The organism is Halpernia sp., from assembly GCF_048269545.1.
GTDB lineage: Bacteria > Bacteroidota > Bacteroidia > Flavobacteriales > Weeksellaceae > Halpernia.
In genome coordinates this window covers 1-14,382 of record NZ_JBLXIJ010000009.1, presented here as the reverse complement: position 1 = coordinate 14,382, position 14,382 = coordinate 1, and the positions used below count along the sequence as shown (strand labels likewise).

Genomic DNA, 14,382 nt, shown 5'->3' with positions numbered 1-14,382 from the left:
ACTGAACCGAAAAATTCAGCGAATTTGGCTTTTCCTCCGAAAGCATAAAAATTAAAATTATTTTTGGCAGGTCTCCTGACTTTCACTTTTTTTGCACCTTCCCATTTTTCAACAGTGGTTGTTTTGCAAAAAAATTTCGCGTGATTTACAGTTGCGGGGACAGTTGAAGATTTGCACTTCATTCCCTTTTCATCCCGATTTTACTCGGAAACCAAAAGCGTTGCAAATGTAGGTAATAAAAGTGAAATTAATATTTGAAAATGTAGAATTCTTTTAGGCGAATAAAAAGAGAATTTTGTCATTCCGTGGAAATCTAAATTGCCTAGATTTTTTCGGAATGACAAAAGGGATAAAAAAAACACTTCATCTCTGAAGTGTTTTTCTCTAAAATATTTAGAAAAAACTATTTTTTCAAACTTTTCATATCAATCACGAATCTGTATTTCACGTCGCTTTTCAGCATTCTTTCGTAAGCTTCGTTGATGTTTTGCATATCAATCATTTCAATTTCTGAAACGATGTTTTTCTCACCGCAAAAATCTAACATTTCTTGAGTTTCTGCGATTCCTCCAATTAAAGAACCAGCAATAGAACGTCTTCCTAAAACAATAGGAACTGTAGAAATCATTTTGTTTAATTCACCAATAAAACCTAATAAAACCAAAGTTCCGCTCACATTTAAAGACGAAACATAATCATTTAAATCATGTTCGTAAGGAACGGTATCAATAATTAAATCAAATTTCCCTTGAACTTCTTTCATTTGATCTTTATTCGTAGAAATTACTACTTTGTCTGCGCCCAAATCTAAAGCATCTTGCGTTTTTTCTGGTGAACGAGAAAATAAACTCACATGTGCGCCCAAACCTTTCGCTAATTTGATTGCCATGTGACCAAGTCCGCCCAAACCAACAACCGCCACTTTAGAATTTTCATTCACATTCCAGTGTTTTAGTGGTGAATAAGTTGTTATTCCTGCACACAGCAAAGGTGCAACTGCAGCCAAATCTAAATTCTCTGGAACTTTTAAAACATAATTTTTATCAACCACCACTTTTTCAGAATAACCGCCAAAAGTCTGTTGGTTTAAATGTTTATCGTGTCCGTTATAAGTTCCCACCATTCCGTTCAGACAATATTGCTCTAAATCTTGTTTACAATTTTCACATTCGCGACAAGAATCTACTAAACAACCGACTGCAGCCAAATCTCCCACTTTAAAATTGGTCACATCAGAACCAATTTTCGTGATTTTCCCCACAATTTCGTGTCCTGGAACTGCGGGATATTTTGTTCCGCCCCAATCATTTCTGGCGGTATGCAAATCGGAATGACAAACGCCACAAAACAGAATATCAATTTCGACATCATTTGCGGTCACTTCTCTCCTTTCAATATTTAATTCTTTAAGATCAGCCGTTTTGGATTCTGCACCAAAGGCTTTTACAGTGGTTGTATTCATAGGTATATATTTATTTTTTTAATGGACATATGCAATCGCCCAATCAACAAGTTTTTTTCTAACAATTGCTAATAGCGATTTCATCTATTTATTTTTTTGAAATGTAAATTTAAGGTCTTAAAAATTGAATATCTCACAATTTCCTTTTTTGCGAAAATTTTAACATTTAGGAGCAAAACGGTTTCAGATTTGTCGGAAAACGCAGGAAGAAATTGCAGACGAATTGATGTTAAAAAAATTATTTTATGGATAGAAAACGGACAAGTGATATTCAACTTTCTACACTAATCGAATTTGGATTTGGAAGAAAAATTAATTTTACTATACGTTAAAAAAAATATTTATCTAAAAAACCGTCAATCCTCCGCCACCCAAACCGAAACATTTCCCGCCGAAACCGGGAAATTTCCCCAACCGTTTTCATCAATTGTTACTTTATCTTCAAACCAACCGAGATAATCGTAAAAAATTTTTCCTGCATAATTTTTTCCCATTTCCATGGCTTTTTGATACGCGTCTTTATTGCTTAAAACTACGGCGCAACCGGCGTGCTCCTCATTTCCTGCACGAACCCAACCGAGACAATTGGCGTCTTCAAAATAATCTTTTTGTTCACCGAAAGCATAATGTTTTCTCGCTTTTAGAAGTTCTTCAATTTTCTCTACTTTATCTAAAAATATTTCCTGATCATTTCCTTGTTTGTCTTTGTCAACGTAATGTGCGCCAAATAAATCGGGATAAAAAACACAAGGAAAACCGTCTTTCCTCAATAAAATTAAAGCATAAGCGATTGGTTTAAACCATTTTTCAACGGGCGCTTCTAAGGCTTGCAAAGGTTGCGTATCATGATTATCCACCAAGGAAACAGAATGTAGCGGATCGGCTAAAGTTAAAGTTTCATTGAAAATTTGACGCAAATCATAGGTATTTCCTTCTTTTGAAGCGGTGTGGAAATTGTGTTGCAAAGAAGAATCAAATAAACTCATGCAACCTTCTGTATAATCAATATATTTTTGAAGCAAAGGCAATTGTCCGGGCTCCCAATATTCGCCGACAGCAAAAATATTTTTGCCTGAATTAGCGCGCAATAATTGTAACCATTCTTTGTAAAAATCAAAAGAAATATGTTTCACGGCATCTAAACGAACGCCATCAAAATCGATTAATTCTTGGTACCAATTTGCCCAATAATTCAGTTCTTCTCGTACCGCAGGATTTCGGTGTTCAATATCGTTGTACATCAAAAAATCATAATTCCCTTTTTCGTCACTTACCATTTGATCCCATTTCCCAAAATCATTGATGATTCTATAAATGCCTTTTTCCTGACCTTCCGCAAAATCAACTCCAGAAAAACAAGTGAAATTCCACTCAAAATCGGAATACTTTTTTTGTCTTCCTGGGAATGTAAATTTGGTGTAAGATTCTATATCAAAAACTTCACTTATGGGTTTTTTCCTATTATTTTCATCTACTTTTATCGCTTCAAATTTTTCTTTTTCATCACCGCCCGCTTTGTGATTGAGAACAATATCTACAATTGTTTTGATATTTTTTTCTTTTAGAGTTTTAATGGCATTTAAATATTGGTCTTTCGAGCCATATTTTGTGGGAATTGTTCCTTTTTGGTCAAACTCACCTAAATCAAATAAATCATAAGGATCATAACCGACGGAATAACCGCCGCCATTTCCTTTAGTAGCGGGAGGAAACCAAACGTAATCAATTCCTAAATCATTTAAATAATCTGCGGAATTTTCTATTTGGTCGTATAATTGAGAATTTCCATCAGTGTACCAATGGAAAAATTGAATCATCGTGGAATTCATAGTAAATTTATTTAAAATTTTAACACCAAAAATCTTTCCAAAAATATAAATCAAAGCAAAACTTTAGTAAAAGTTTTTACAAGATATTAAGAAATAGAAATTTCACTCAAATTCAAATAATTAATATTCCTCAAAAGGAATTTTCAATTGTACCGACACTTGTTTTTTTTCTTCAGTATTTAAATTGGACAATGACAATCCCAAAAGCCGAATCGCTTTGTCATAAGGTCTGGATTGCCAAAGTTGAATCGCAGTTTTATAAAAATCAGCAGAAATCTGATAAAAATCTTCCTGTGTTTTACTTCTTGTATATTGTGAAAAATCTTTGTACTTAATTTTTAATGTTAAAGATTTCCCTAAAATATTTCTCCTACTTAAACGTTCTTCCAAATCTGAACTTAAAGTTTGCAACCAATCATTAATCTGTTTATCGTCATTTAAATCTTCTGAAAAAGTCCGTTCTACCGCCACACTTTTTTGAATTCGATTGGCTTTCACTTCTCCATTGTGAATCCCACGAACGACATTGTAATAATAAGCGCCAGATTTTCCAAATAAATGAGTGAGTTCTTCTAAAGTTTTCTGCTTTAAATTAGCGCCATTAAAAATATGCAATGTGTGCATTTTATTTGTGGTTACTCTTCCAATGCCGTAAAATTTCTCAATGGGAAGAGAATCCAAAAATTCAGCAATTTTAGTAGGGTGAATCGTTTTTTGTCCGTTCGGTTTATTAATATCTGAAGCGACTTTTGCTAAAAATTTATTTATAGAAATCCCCGCAGATGCAGTTAAACCAACCTCATCAAAAATTCTTTTCCGGATTTCTCGCGCCAAATCATTTGCAGAATCAATATTTTTTTTATTTTCGGTTACGTCCAAATACGCTTCATCTAAAGACAAAGGTTCCACCAAATCGGTGTAATCATAAAAAATTTTTCTGATTTGCTGAGAGATTTCTTTGTAGCGCGCAAAACGTGGTTTTACAAAAATCAATTGCGGACATTTTTCCTTCGCTAATTTACTTGGCATTGCAGAACGAACTCCAAATTTTCTTGCTTCATAACTTGCAGCTGCAACTACACCACGTTCTCCTCCACCAACAGCCAAAGCTTTTCCACGCAATTCTGGGAAATCCATTTGTTCTACGGAAGCATAAAATGCATCCATATCGACATGAATTATTTTGCGTGGTGGTAAAATCACAGAAGAATTTTCTTATAAATATAATTAAAAACTATAAATCCTAACAAAATTTAAAAACTTAATTTGGATTTTTTTAAAATTTATTTTTTAGTTAAAATTCTTCACCAAACCTCTCACAATCTTTATCACATTTGGGGTTGCTTTTTGTGCGGCGTGTAAAACTTCATCGTGAGAAACTGCAATGGCAATTTCAGGACCGCCCATATCTGTAATGATAGAAATTCCGAAACAGTTCATTCCCAAATGTTTTGCGACAATAATTTCTGGAACAGTGCTCATTCCAACTGCGTCGCCACCAATGATTTTTACCATTCCATATTCTGCGGGCGTTTCAAAAGTGGGACCTTGAAGTCCTACATAAACGCCTTTTTTGATTGGAATATTTAAATTTTCTGCTACATTTTCTGCAACTTCAAGCATTTTTTTATTGTAAGATTCACTCATATCCACAAAACGTGGCCCAAGTTCATCTAAATTTTTCCCTCGCAATGGATGTTCAGGAAACATATTAATATGATCTGTAATTAACATGATATCTGCTACGTTAAAATCTGGATTTACACCGCCTGAAGCATTTGAAACTATTAAATTTTTAATTCCCAAAAGATGGAAAATACGAATCGGTAAAGTGACAGTTTGCATATCGTAACCTTCATAATAATGAAATCTACCACTCATCAACAACACTTTTTTATCTTCTAAAAGTCCGTAGATTAATTTTCCGCCGTGTCCAATAACTGTAGTTTGAGGAAAATTAGGGATTTCTTTATAATCAAAAACATGAATTGGTTCCACTTCATCTTTCAATTTTCCTAAACCAGAACCTAAAACAATGGCAAATTCGGGCGTATCTTTTATAATGTTTTTTATAAACGCGGCGGTTTCTTTAATTTTTTCTAACATAATCTAATATCGCTTTATCGAAATTTTCTTTGTCTTGAATATTCACATTTATCGGCCAATAGTAAAGTTTATCTCTCAGATAATCAAAAGTTTTTAGACGAACGTAATCTTTTTCAGTGGTTAAAATTATCTTATATTCACCTAGTTTTTTGTATTCAATACCTATTTTTTTTACTTCGTCTTCAGTGAAATTATGATGATCTGGGTATTTTAAATGCTTAACTTTTTTACTAAATTTAGCCAAATGTTTAATGAGTAAAGTTGGATTTGCAATTCCTGTAATTAATAAAATATCGTAATAATTCAAATTATTATCTGGTAAAAATTTATCTAAACCGTACACATTTTCATCATAATTTATAGATGAAAAAAATACTTTTTGATAATGTTGCGGTTTTATTCTGCTAATGAAATATTGCTTTTTTTCTTCCGTCAATTCATCCGGACATTTTGTAACCACAATCAGATCTGCTCGTTTTTTTCCATTTCTACTTTCTCGTAAATCGCCTGCAGGCAAAATAAAATCTTTAAAAAAAGGATCATTGTAATCTGTCAAAAGTATATTAAAACCTGGTTTTATAGCGCGGTGTTGATAAGAATCGTCTAAAACCAAAACCTCCAAATCCATGTCTTTGATTAGTTTTTTTGCTCCCGGAACACGTTCTTCTGAAAGACCGATTGCAAAACGATTTTTAAACCGTTCAAAAAGTTGCATTGCTTCATCTCCAACTGTTTTATAATTACTGTCATAATTCACTACCCCATAACCTTTTGTGATTCTTCCATAGCCTCGAGAAAGCACGCCAGTTCTATAAGTTTTTGATAATAATTCTGCTAAATACATTACCATGGGAGATTTTCCACTTCCGCCAACTGACAAATTTCCAACGCCAATTATTGGTGTTTGAAATTTTGTCGATTTAAAAATTCCTAAGTCATAGAAGCGATTTCTAAGCGATGTCGCTAAATGATAACCTAAAGAAAAAGGATAGAGATACCATCTTTTCATATAAAACTGGTCCAAAAAATTTATAATAATTGGTATTTATTTTTGCGTAAATACCAGTTTGCAAAATTACTCAAAAATTATGGCTAAAGAAAACGTAAATAATATTGAAATTTAAAGAAATTACACTAAAGATTTTTCTTTTTTTGACGAAGAACATAAAGATAAAGACTTTCCACTTTTGCTCGTGCCCAAGCGGTTTTTCGTAAAAATTTTAAAGAAGAATTTATACTTGGTTTATCCGTAAAACATTTGATATTGATTTGCTTTCCCAAATCTTCAAAACCATTATAATAATCTATCAATTCTTCCAAAATAGCATCTAAACGTTTTCCGTGCAAAGGATCTTTTGATTTTTGTTCCATAATTGATGTAAAATTAATCATAAATTTTATTTCTGATTTCGGACAAATAAAAATCATAGAAATTCTTTTATCTTTGTATCAATAAGTCAAAATCATGAATACTATTACTTTGCATTTTACCGATAAAATCACAGAAAAACTTAGAGACGTTCTATCTAAATTTTCTGCAGAAGATTTGCAGATGGAAGAAGTTGACGCAGAATTTTTAGAAGCAAAAAAAGAACTTCAAAAAGATTATGATTATTCTCAGCAAGAAGATGCCGTTTTTTATACTTTGGAAGAAGTAAAAGCAAAGTATAATATTTCTTCAAAAGACTAATAAATGAAAATTATTTTCACGAAAAATTTTCTTAATAAATTAGATAAACAAATAAAATATATCTCTAAAGACAAACCAAAAGCGGCGGAAGATTTTAGAGAGAATTTGATTTTTGAAATAGAAAAAATTCCATTAAATCCACTTTCCTATACAAAATCCAGATTTTTTGTTGATGAAAATATAAGAGAACTTATTTTTAAAGGTTACAGAATTGTCTTTGAAATTAGAAAAAAAGAGATTATCTCTATTTTTGGTTTTCATAAATGGGAAAGAAAATTGAGAAATTAATTTTACAAAATGAAACTTCCCATAATTTCAGTTCCAATTGTTGAAATTCAATTAATTAATTCTGTTCGTTTATTTATAAAACGTGAAGATTTAATTCATCCAGAAATTTCGGGAAATAAATTTTGGAAACTCTTTTATAACATCAATCAATATTTAGAGAATTCTAAATTGGAAAAAAAGATAATCACTTTTGGAGGCGCTTTTTCCAATCACATTTTCACCGTTTCTGCGGTGGGAGAAATTTATAAAATTCCAACATTGGGAATTATACGTGGTGAAGAAGTGGAAGAAAAATGGCAGGAGAATTTTACTTTAAGAAAAGCCAAAGAAAAGGGAATGGATTTTCGATTTGTTTCCAGAGAAAACTATCGAGATAAAGAAAAGTTAAGTAAAGAATTACAAAAAGAATTTCCAGACGCTTTGATAATTCCAGAAGGTGGTTCTAATGAATTGGCTGTGCGAGGCATTCAACATATGCTCACAAATGAAACAAAAGAATTTGATTATCTTTGCTGCGCAGTTGGAACGGGCGGAACTTTAGCAGGAATTTCAAGATATGGAACGGAAAAACAAAAGGTTTTAGGTTTTAAAGTCGTTGAAGATTTGTCTTTAAAAAAGCAAATTTTCAATTGGTCTGGAAAGAGAAATTTTGAATTAATTTCAGCAAGTTTTGGTTCTTATGGTAAAATAACGGATGAAAATATTCGTTTTATAAATGATTTTCAGGAAAAATACGGCATTCTTTTAGACCCAATTTATACTGGAAAAATGATGCAGAAATTGTTTGAAATGATTGAAGAAAATTATTTTAAATCTGGAACTAAAATTTTGGCTTTTCATACCGGCGGTTTGCAAGGAATAGAGGGAGCAAATGAAATGCTGAAAAAGAAAAATAGAGAAGAAATTAGACTTTAGATTTTAGAAATTTACTGTATAATTATTCAATAGTTTGGTTTGTTGAAAATACTTGCAGCCCGACTTGAGTGGAAATCCTTTTTTTTGCATTTGAAAAAAAGATTGGGAACGGAAGGCGGAAATGTCTGCCAAAAAAAACGAAAAATAAATAAAGTTTATGAGAAGATTATTCCAATTAATTGGATTTTTAATATTAGCAAAATTTAGCGCTCAAACTTGGGCAACCGAAGATCAATACATCCAAAAATTTGCGCCTTATGCGGTGGAGGAAATGGAAAAATATAAAATCCCTGCAAGTATCACTTTAGCACAAGGGCTTCTTGAAACTGCGGGTGGACAAAGTATTTTAGCACAACAAGGTAATAACCATTTCGGCATCAAATGCAAAGAAGATTGGACGGGGAAAACAATGAAATATACGGACGACGCACCAAACGAATGTTTCCGTGTCTACGATGATCCGAGAGATTCATATGAAGATCATTCGAAATTTTTAGCATTTAGAAAATATTATGTTAATCTTTTTAAACTCGATCCAAAAGATTACAGAGCGTGGGCTTTTGGTTTAAAGAAAGCAGGATATGCAACAAATCCGAGATACGCCTATATTTTAATAGATAGAATTGAAAAATTTAAACTTTATGAATTTGATAATACCGATTCTAAAACAGTTTTGTACGCTATTTTAAAAATGTATCCAGATTTAAATCAAGACAAAATTTTTATGGCAAAATTGGGACAAAATATAGAAACTTCTAAACCTAAAACCATTATTGTTCCTTACAAAGCAGAATCTTACGCAAACCACCAAGAGCGTGTAGAAAAAATTAAAACTAAAGCCGAAATATTAAATTCTATTTTGGTGAGAAATCATCCAAATGATGGTTTAAAATTCATTATTATTCCAGAGGATTTATCTTTAAAATCCATAGTAGATAAATATGATATAAGTGAAAGACGTCTTAGAAAGTGGAACGAACTTACAACAGACAATTTACATAAAAATGATATTCTCTTTTTAGAATCAAAAAATTCCAGCGGAAATGTAGATACTTATAAAACCGTTTTAGGTGATGATATGCATAATATTGCGCAAAAATTCGGAATAAAATTAAGAAAATTATATTCTAAAAATAGAATGGAAGACGGAGAACAACCTAAAGTTGGACAAATAATTTACCTCAATCACAAAAAACCAAGAAACTAATGTTATACGAAAGAAGTAGCCAACTTTTTGAAGAAGCTTATAAATATATTCCGGGAGGTGTAAATTCACCGGTTCGCGCATTTAAATCTGTCGGTGGAACTCCACTTTTCATGAAAAATGCACAAGGCGCTTATTTAACAGATGAAGATGACCGAAAATATATCGATTATATTAATTCTTGGGGACCTGCAATTTTGGGACATACAAATCCAGAAGTTTTAGAAGCTATAAAAAAACAAGCAGAAAAAGGTTTTTCTTACGGAACTCCAACAGAATTGGAAACTGAGATTGCAAAATTTATTGTAGAAAATGTTCCAAATATAGACCAAATCAGAATGGTTTCTTCGGGAACAGAAGCGTGTATGAGCGCGATTCGCTTAGCGCGTGGTTTTACAGGAAGAGAAAAATTCATCAAATTTGAAGGTTGTTATCACGGACATTCCGATTCATTTTTAATAAAAGCAGGAAGTGGTTTGGCAACTTTTGGAAATCCAAATTCACCGGGCGTTACAACTGGAACGGCAAAAGATACTTTGCTTGCAGAATATAATAATTTTGAGCAAGTTGAAGATATTTTAAAGCACAATATCGGTGAAATTGCAGCTATAATTATTGAGCCTGTTGCAGGAAATATGGGTTGCGTTTTACCGGAAAATAATTTTCTTCAAAAATTGAGAAAACTTTGTGATGAACACGGCGCACTTTTAATTTTTGATGAAGTAATGACCGGTTTCAGATTGGCTTTTGGCGGCGCGCAAGAATTGTTTAATGTAAAAGCAGACATCGTCACTTTTGGAAAAATAATTGGCGGCGGACTTCCCGTGGGAGCTTTTGCGGCGAGAAATGAAATTATGGATTGTCTCGCACCAAAAGGTGCGGTTTATCAAGCCGGAACTTTAAGCGGAAATCCTTTGGCGATGCGTGCAGGTTTAGAAACTTTGAAATTGATAAAAAGCGACGATCAATTTTATAAAAATTTAAACAAAACCACAGAAACTTTAGACTTTGAAATCGGTAAGATTTTAAATGAAAAAAACATTCAACATCGCATTAACAGAAAAGGTTCGATGATGTCTTTGTTTTTTCATATTTCTTCGGTTTCCAATTTTGCAGAAGCTGGAAATGCGAATCATGCACTATTCAATAATTTCTTTCACCAACTTTTAGCGGACGGAATTTATTTGCCTCCAAGTGGCTACGAAACTTGGTTTATTTCAAAAGCAATTACTGAAACTGAGATTGATAAAACTTTAGAAGCAGTAAGAAATTTTAAATATGATAACTAATTTCTGTTGCCACGAATTCACAAATAATTTTGAATTAGACTACTCTTAAATAATTAATCACAAAATCACAAAACATAATATAAGCTGTGACTTTTTGGTTAAAATTCTAAGGTTTCGCCCGAGAATATTGGTGTGGAAAAAAACAGTTTTTTTCTTCGATAAAAGAGCCTTGAATTGCTAAATATGGATTTCTTAAAATCTCTCTCGCAACGAAAATTAAATCAGCTTTTCCTTGTAGTAATATTCCTTCTGCTTGTTCAACAGTTGTAATTAATCCTACTGCGCCAGTTTTTATTTTTGCTCCGGTTCTTATCGCTTCAGACATTGGAACTTGATAACCCGGAAAAACTGGAATTTTTGCACCATGAATATTTGCACCGCTGGAAACGTCTATTAAATCCACATTTTTTTGTTTCAAAATTTTTGAAAGTTCGATGCTTTCTGGAATATCCCAACCGTTCACAGTATATTCTGTCGCAGAAATTCTTACAAAAAGCGGATGATTTTCATCTAAAACTTCATTAATAGCATCCGCAATTTCTACTAAAATTCGGCTACGGTTTTCTAAACTTCCACCATATTCATCAGTTCTAATATTTGATAAGGGTGATAAAAATTGATGAATTAGATAACCGTGTGCTGCGTGAATTTCAATGATATCAAAACCTGCATCAATAGAGCGTTGCGCAGCTTTTTTAAATAAATTGACTATTTCTTTAATTTCTTCTATCGTTAAAGAATGTGGTTTTCTTTCAGATTCTTCGTAAGGAATATCACTTGCAGAAACAGTTTCCCAACCGCCTTTATCCAAAGCCAATTGTTTTCCTTCCCAATTGGAAGCTTTTCTTCCCGCGTGCGCCAATTGAATTGCGGTTTTACTTTCAGAATTGTTTTTAATAAATTTTACTATTTCACCCAATTTTTCGGCTTGTTCATCATTCCAAATCCCCATATCTTTAGGTGAAATTCTACCTTCTGGAGAAACCGCACTTGCTTCTATCATTATTAATCCAGTTCCGCCCTGCGCGCGACTTCCGTAATGAACATAATGAAAATCATTAGCTAAGCCATTTTCGCAGGAATACATACACATCGGCGACATTACCCATCGATTGGGAAGTTCTAAATTTCTAAATTTTATAGGAGTATAAAGCATTTATTTTGGTTTGAGATTGTTGATTTTGTTTAATCTTGTTTGAAGTTGTTTGATAATGTTTAAAATTAAAACTATTAAAAAAAACAAAGAGTTAAAAATCTTTGATTTTTAAAACTTATGTGCTCTAATGTGAACTAATTTAAAAAGAGTTTTAAAAAAACTTATGTGTTAAAAAATATCATTCAAAAATCGTTTAGCAAAAATACAATTTATCAAAAGAAACAGTTTTAGTGAAATTGATAAAAATAATCTATCTTTACTCCCCTTAAATTTACATATGCAAAAAGAAATAAATATTCATTTTGAAGTTATAGAAAATTACAACGCACTGAATGATGAAGAAAAAAAATTATTCGACGCAGCAATGAATATTCGGAAAATTGCTTACGCTCCTTATTCACAGTTTTTAGTTGGATGCGCGGTTTTGCTGGAAAATGGTGAGATTTTTACCGGAACCAATCAAGAAAACGCGGCTTATCCATCTGGTTTATGCGCAGAAAGAACCACTATTTTTTGGACTGCAGCTAATTTTCCAGAGCAAAAAATTAAAAAACTTTTCGTAATTGGTGCTCCAAAAGATGCCACTTCTTCTACTCCAATTCCACCATGTGGCGCTTGCAGACAAAGTATTTTGGAATATGAAGCGCGACAAAAAGATTTAATTGAAATTTATTTTGCGTCTTTGGATGGCGAAATTTTTAAAACAAAATCTATACGAGATTTGTTACCTTTTTCTTTTGATTCTTCGTTTTTGTAATTTCTTTTAAACATAGTTCATTTTATAATTATAGAAATGGGTGAGAAAAATCTCACCCCAAACTATCTTAAATTTAAGCACATTACTAAAAACTTAGAATTTTAAAAAGTTTTATTGATCTTTCTAATTTTTAATTATTTTTTGCTGATGACTTTTCCCATTTTTGTGCTTCATTACAAGAATATACGCACCTTTTGAAATTCCTGAAAGGTTAATTTTCTCACCTTTAATTAATCTATTTAATACGATCTTTCCACTCATATCTGTAAGTGTAATTTCGGTAATATTTTGAGGAACATTTATAAAATCAACTACCGGATTAGGATAAACTTTATACAAATTAGCTTCAGAAGTTTCTATAGTAGAGAGTTTTGTATTTCCAAGATTAATACTAATAAGATTGTAATTTGGACTATTATCAATTGGATCTGGATTTATAATATACAATTTCTGCGTTGCTGGAGAATAATGAGCAGACATATTATAAGCTGCATCAAAAGAAGTGTTAAAAGACATTGTACCGCCTGTTCCAAATGTATTATCAATATTTCCATCATCTTTAAAACGAGATACATACATTTTAGAATCCACAGATGCAATCACAATTCCTTTATTGTCTGGTTGCACAATTGCTCGGATCTCTCTATTTGTAAACATATTATTTGGTCCAGTTGCTTTTGCAATTGAATTATCTCCGTAAGAAGTTACAGGCATGAGAGTCGCCGCAGAAATCTTTTGAAGGTTATGTGTCATTCCATCGGTATTCGCAACGTATAAATGCTGATTATGATAAAGCAGTTGTTCTATTCTTTCAATACCATTTTCTTGTACGGACGAAGAAGAAAAATCCAGATTTGTTTTATGGATATAAGATTTATTATCAATTCTAAATGATATATAAATATTCCCAGAATCGTCTGAAATAAGAGTTCGATCATAATCTCCAAAAGAAACTTCACCCGGCGGATTATTATATACAAAATGTTGTTTTGTTCCGTTCGTACCAAATGATGTATCAATATTTCCATCAATTAGAAATTTCATAATATTAATTTCTCCGGTATTTGTTCTATTGGGTCCGAAATAAATTGCAGGTTTTTCATCAGTTCCAATAAAAAAACCAAATTCATTGTCCACTGCTGCAGGAAAAGTGGTGGTTGAAAAAGAATTGTCTTCGCTTCCATCACTATTCAACCGAGCTAAACGAAAATAAAATGGTCCTGCATTAAAATCGTTTGTACCAATGAGAAATACAACTAATTTCCCATCACTTTGTTGTTTTGCACCGAATGCAGCATTCAGTAAATACGGCATATTCATTTGAAGATTGAAAGTGGGATCTACACTTCCATCAATATTATGTCTCTTAATTACAGCTTTACTAATATCTGCTGTATAACCACATATTAAAAGTTTACCATCAGATTGTATTTCCGTTTTTGATATTACTAATGAATTATTATATTCTGCAGTTCCTCCTGTTCCAAAAGAAATATCTAACGTTCCTGGTTGGGAATTAAAAGTATGAGCAATTCCCAAAAATAAAAAGTAAAATAATTTTTTCATAATTAGTTTTTCATTAAAATTAATATCGACTAATTTATAAAAAAAATTCATTATAGCAATTAAATAATTAAAAAAATATTTATAAAATTATTAATTTATAATATAAAACAGCTTAAATAT

Annotated in this window: 14 protein-coding genes and 1 riboswitch; of the genes, 6 read left to right on the top strand and 8 right to left on the bottom strand. The window is 31.9% G+C overall.

The window, feature by feature from the left end; genetic code table 11:
* Positions 1 to 47: 47 nt before the first annotated feature.
* Positions 48 to 231: riboswitch (cobalamin riboswitch) on the bottom strand.
* Between the two features lie 172 nt (positions 232 to 403).
* From ACN0WB_RS10185 to ACN0WB_RS10160, 6 genes are all read right to left on the bottom strand, one after another.
* Positions 404 to 1,462 carry an NAD(P)-dependent alcohol dehydrogenase gene (locus ACN0WB_RS10185; RefSeq protein WP_417431416.1) on the bottom strand — a complete coding sequence of 353 codons (1,059 nt, stop codon included), beginning with the start codon at positions 1,460 to 1,462 and terminating at the stop codon, positions 404 to 406.
* 356 nt (positions 1,463 to 1,818) lie between these two features.
* Positions 1,819 to 3,291: an alpha-amylase gene (gene amyA / locus ACN0WB_RS10180; protein WP_417431414.1), complete on the bottom strand. Its 1,473-nt coding sequence runs from the start codon at positions 3,289 to 3,291 to the stop codon at positions 1,819 to 1,821.
* Positions 3,292 to 3,411: 120 nt separating this feature from the next.
* Positions 3,412 to 4,458, bottom strand: a complete 1,047-nt coding sequence (gene dinB / locus ACN0WB_RS10175; RefSeq protein ID WP_417431510.1) for a DNA polymerase IV — start codon at positions 4,456 to 4,458, stop codon at positions 3,412 to 3,414.
* 123 nt (positions 4,459 to 4,581) lie between these two features.
* On the bottom strand, positions 4,582 to 5,397 hold the full coding sequence (locus tag ACN0WB_RS10170) for a purine-nucleoside phosphorylase (RefSeq protein WP_417431412.1): 816 nt from the start codon (positions 5,395 to 5,397) through the stop codon (positions 4,582 to 4,584).
* Entirely contained in the window at positions 5,381 to 6,406 is a 1,026-nt protein-coding gene (gene lpxK / locus ACN0WB_RS10165; RefSeq protein ID WP_417431411.1) for a tetraacyldisaccharide 4'-kinase, read from the bottom strand. Before lpxK ends, ACN0WB_RS10170 begins: the two co-directional genes overlap by 17 nt.
* Before the next feature lie 125 nt (positions 6,407 to 6,531).
* Positions 6,532 to 6,768, bottom strand: coding sequence for a VF530 family DNA-binding protein (locus ACN0WB_RS10160; RefSeq protein ID WP_417431508.1), 237 nt, complete (start codon positions 6,766 to 6,768; stop codon positions 6,532 to 6,534).
* A gap of 94 nt (positions 6,769 to 6,862) precedes the next feature.
* Between ACN0WB_RS10160 and ACN0WB_RS10155 the strand changes: the two genes are divergently transcribed.
* From ACN0WB_RS10155 to hemL, 5 genes are all read left to right on the top strand, one after another.
* Positions 6,863 to 7,087, top strand: coding sequence for a hypothetical protein (locus ACN0WB_RS10155; RefSeq protein ID WP_417431409.1), 225 nt, complete (start codon positions 6,863 to 6,865; stop codon positions 7,085 to 7,087).
* A gap of 3 nt (positions 7,088 to 7,090) precedes the next feature.
* The gene (locus tag ACN0WB_RS10150) at positions 7,091 to 7,375 is read left to right on the top strand and encodes a type II toxin-antitoxin system RelE/ParE family toxin (protein ID WP_417431407.1); all 285 of its coding nucleotides are present in this window, start codon (positions 7,091 to 7,093) and stop codon (positions 7,373 to 7,375) included.
* A gap of 9 nt (positions 7,376 to 7,384) precedes the next feature.
* Entirely contained in the window at positions 7,385 to 8,290 is a 906-nt protein-coding gene (locus ACN0WB_RS10145; RefSeq protein ID WP_417431405.1) for a 1-aminocyclopropane-1-carboxylate deaminase/D-cysteine desulfhydrase, read from the top strand.
* Positions 8,291 to 8,447: 157 nt separating this feature from the next.
* Complete coding sequence (locus ACN0WB_RS10140) at positions 8,448 to 9,497, top strand: glucosaminidase domain-containing protein (protein WP_417431403.1); 1,050 nt, start codon at positions 8,448 to 8,450, stop codon at positions 9,495 to 9,497.
* Positions 9,497 to 10,783 carry a glutamate-1-semialdehyde 2,1-aminomutase gene (gene hemL / locus ACN0WB_RS10135; protein ID WP_417431401.1) on the top strand — a complete coding sequence of 429 codons (1,287 nt, stop codon included), beginning with the start codon at positions 9,497 to 9,499 and terminating at the stop codon, positions 10,781 to 10,783. The genes ACN0WB_RS10140 and hemL overlap by 1 nt, the downstream gene beginning before the upstream one ends.
* Before the next feature lie 106 nt (positions 10,784 to 10,889).
* Here the strand turns inward: hemL and namA are convergent, their stop codons facing one another.
* Complete coding sequence (namA, locus tag ACN0WB_RS10130) at positions 10,890 to 11,939, bottom strand: NADPH dehydrogenase NamA (protein ID WP_417431399.1); 1,050 nt, start codon at positions 11,937 to 11,939, stop codon at positions 10,890 to 10,892.
* Between the two features lie 277 nt (positions 11,940 to 12,216).
* Here namA and cdd point away from each other — a divergent pair, with 277 nt between their 5' ends.
* Positions 12,217 to 12,696, top strand: coding sequence for a cytidine deaminase (cdd, locus tag ACN0WB_RS10125; protein WP_417431397.1), 480 nt, complete (start codon positions 12,217 to 12,219; stop codon positions 12,694 to 12,696).
* Positions 12,697 to 12,819: 123 nt separating this feature from the next.
* On the opposite strand, the gene ACN0WB_RS10120 is transcribed toward cdd, so the two are convergent.
* A complete protein-coding gene (locus ACN0WB_RS10120) occupies positions 12,820 to 14,262 on the bottom strand; it encodes a T9SS type A sorting domain-containing protein (protein WP_417431395.1) in 1,443 nt (480 codons plus the stop codon).
* Positions 14,263 to 14,382 lie beyond the last annotated feature (120 nt).